The 2,213-nt window shown below is 51.3% G+C and carries 2 protein-coding genes and 1 pseudogene; all 3 read right to left on the reverse strand.

Annotated elements, in window-relative coordinates:
- Positions 1-181: pseudogene (locus ACTHUE_RS16235) on the reverse strand (cell division protein FtsN); the annotation flags it as partial.
- A gap of 154 nt (positions 182-335) precedes the next feature.
- On the reverse strand, positions 336-1,832 hold the full coding sequence (locus ACTHUE_RS16240) for a YifB family Mg chelatase-like AAA ATPase (protein ID WP_107768914.1): 1,497 nt from the start codon (positions 1,830-1,832) through the stop codon (positions 336-338).
- A 13-nt stretch (positions 1,833-1,845) separates the two neighbouring features.
- Positions 1,846-2,166 (reverse strand): accessory factor UbiK family protein, encoded by a 321-nt coding sequence (locus ACTHUE_RS16245; protein WP_003684455.1) that lies wholly within the window; start codon positions 2,164-2,166, stop codon positions 1,846-1,848.
- Between the last annotated feature and the right edge of the window lie 47 nt (positions 2,167-2,213).

Here is a 2,213-nt window from a genome sequence, read left to right on the forward strand (position 1 = left end):
CTTTGTCCTGAGGTTTCAGGATTTCAGGTTCTTCGCTTTGTTTAGGCTGAGTCAGCTCTTTGAAAACGTTTTGGTTGCCTTGGTTCAAGAAGAACAAAATACCGGCAATAATACCTGTTGCCAGTATTAGGCCGAAAAAGAAACCGGACAAGCCTTTACCATATTGTGTAGATTTTTTCATGACTTACCTTGTAATAATGTGTTCAGACGGCCTGAAGTGAGACTGTCTGAGTTTGGATTCGATATTTTATCAATAACCGTTATAGACGGCAAAATCCTGATGCTTTGTTTACTCTAGTTTTACTTAAACATAAAGATTCAGGCCGTCTGACAAGTTAAAGGGCGCGACGGAAGCCGATGGCTTTCATCACATGGGTTTTGCTGACTTCTTCGTCGCCTGCCAAATCGGCCAGCGTACGGGCGACGCGCATGATACGGTGGAAACTTCGGGCGGAAAGGGACAGTTTTTCGAGCATGGTTCCCAAGGCTTCTTGCGCTTCTTTTTGGATGCGGGCTTTGCCATCGAGCTCGCCGACACTCAGTTCTGCATTGACTTTGCCTTGCCGGTTGTATTGGATTTTGCGTGCGGCGGTAACGCGTTCCAATACGGTAGCACTGGATTCGCCTGCCTCTTGTTGCATCAACTCGGCAGCGGAAAGGCTGGGTACTTCGATAGTTAAATCAATACGGTCGAGCAATGGCCCTGAAATTTTGTTGCGGTAGCGGGCAACGCTTTCAGGCGTGCAGCGGCAAGGTTTGGACGGATGGCCAAGATAGCCGCAAGGGCAGGGATTCATGGCGGCGACGAGCTGGAACTTGGCCGGATAAACGGCTTGGCGTGCGGCGCGGGAAATATGGATTTCGCCGTTTTCTAAAGGTTCGCGCAACACTTCTAATACTTTACGGTCAAACTCGGGCAATTCGTCTAAAAACAACACACCGTGATGCGCCAATGAAATTTCGCCCGGACGCGGGTCTGAACCACCACCTACCATAGCAGCCGAGCTGGCGCTGTGATGAGGGCTGCGGAAAGGACGGTTGCTGTCGAGTTGCTGTTGATGGTTGGGCAGGAGCGAACGCAATGCCCATACTTCGACTAATTCGTCTTCGGTCAAAGGAGGAAGGATGCCAGGCAAACGTTGCGAAAGCATGGATTTGCCCGTTCCTGGCGGCCCCATCATCAACAAGCTGTGTCCGCCTGCCGCTGCGATTTCCAAGGCAAGGCGGGCAGTATGCTGGCCTTTAACATCGGCTAAATCAGGAATTTTACTTTGTTCAGACGGCCTTTGCGTCAGCTTGCATTCGGTTTGTGTCAACGGTTCGATGCCGTTTAAATGCGCGGCCACTTCGCCCAAAGAACGCGCACCATAAACCGCGATACCGCGCATAACGGCAGCCTGTTCGGCATTTTCTTGTGGCAATACGAACGAACGGCCTGCCTGCATTCCCTGCCATGCCATGGCCAGCGCGCCGCGTACGGGACGCAGCAAGCCGGACAGCGCCAATTCTCCGGCAAACTCATATTGCGAGAGCTTTTCAGGATTGATTTGTCCCGATGCGGCAAGAATACCTAAGGCAATCGGCAAATCGAAACGGCCGGATTCTTTTGGGAGGTCGGCCGGTGCGAGGTTGACGGTAATTTTCTTGGCGGGAAAGTCGAAGCCGCTTTGGATGATGGCGGCACGCACGCGGTCGCGGCTTTCTTTGACTTCAGTATCGGGCAAACCGACGATATTGAAATGTGGCAAGCCGTTGGCAAGGTGGGCTTCCACTTCGACCAACGGCGCATTCATGCCGCTTAAGGCGCGGCTGTAAACCAAAGCAAGTGACATGTTTCAGACGGCCTTATTCGGCAGCTTCGGTTTGTTGTTTGATTTCGGCAACAGCTTCTTCAGCAGCGGCTTCGGCAGCTTTCAAAGCCGCTTCTTCAGGCTCTTGAGCAGCTTCGAGTTTGGCCAAACGGGCTTCCAATTCGGCCAGTTTGGTACGGGTTTTAATCAAAACCTGTTGTTGGATGTCGAATTCCTCACGGGTCACCAAATCCATGCGGTTGAACGCGCTGCCGAGCATGGCTTTAACGTTTTTCTCCATGTCTTTGGCAGGGCTGTTGGCGATGGTTTCGCTGATTTTGGAGCTGACTTCTTCAAAAAGTTGTTTGCCGAACATAATCCGTATCCTTTATTCAGAATGTATATAGAAATTCAAGTGGCTAT

The sequence above is a fragment of the Neisseria sp. P0021.S005 genome (assembly GCF_051956955.1).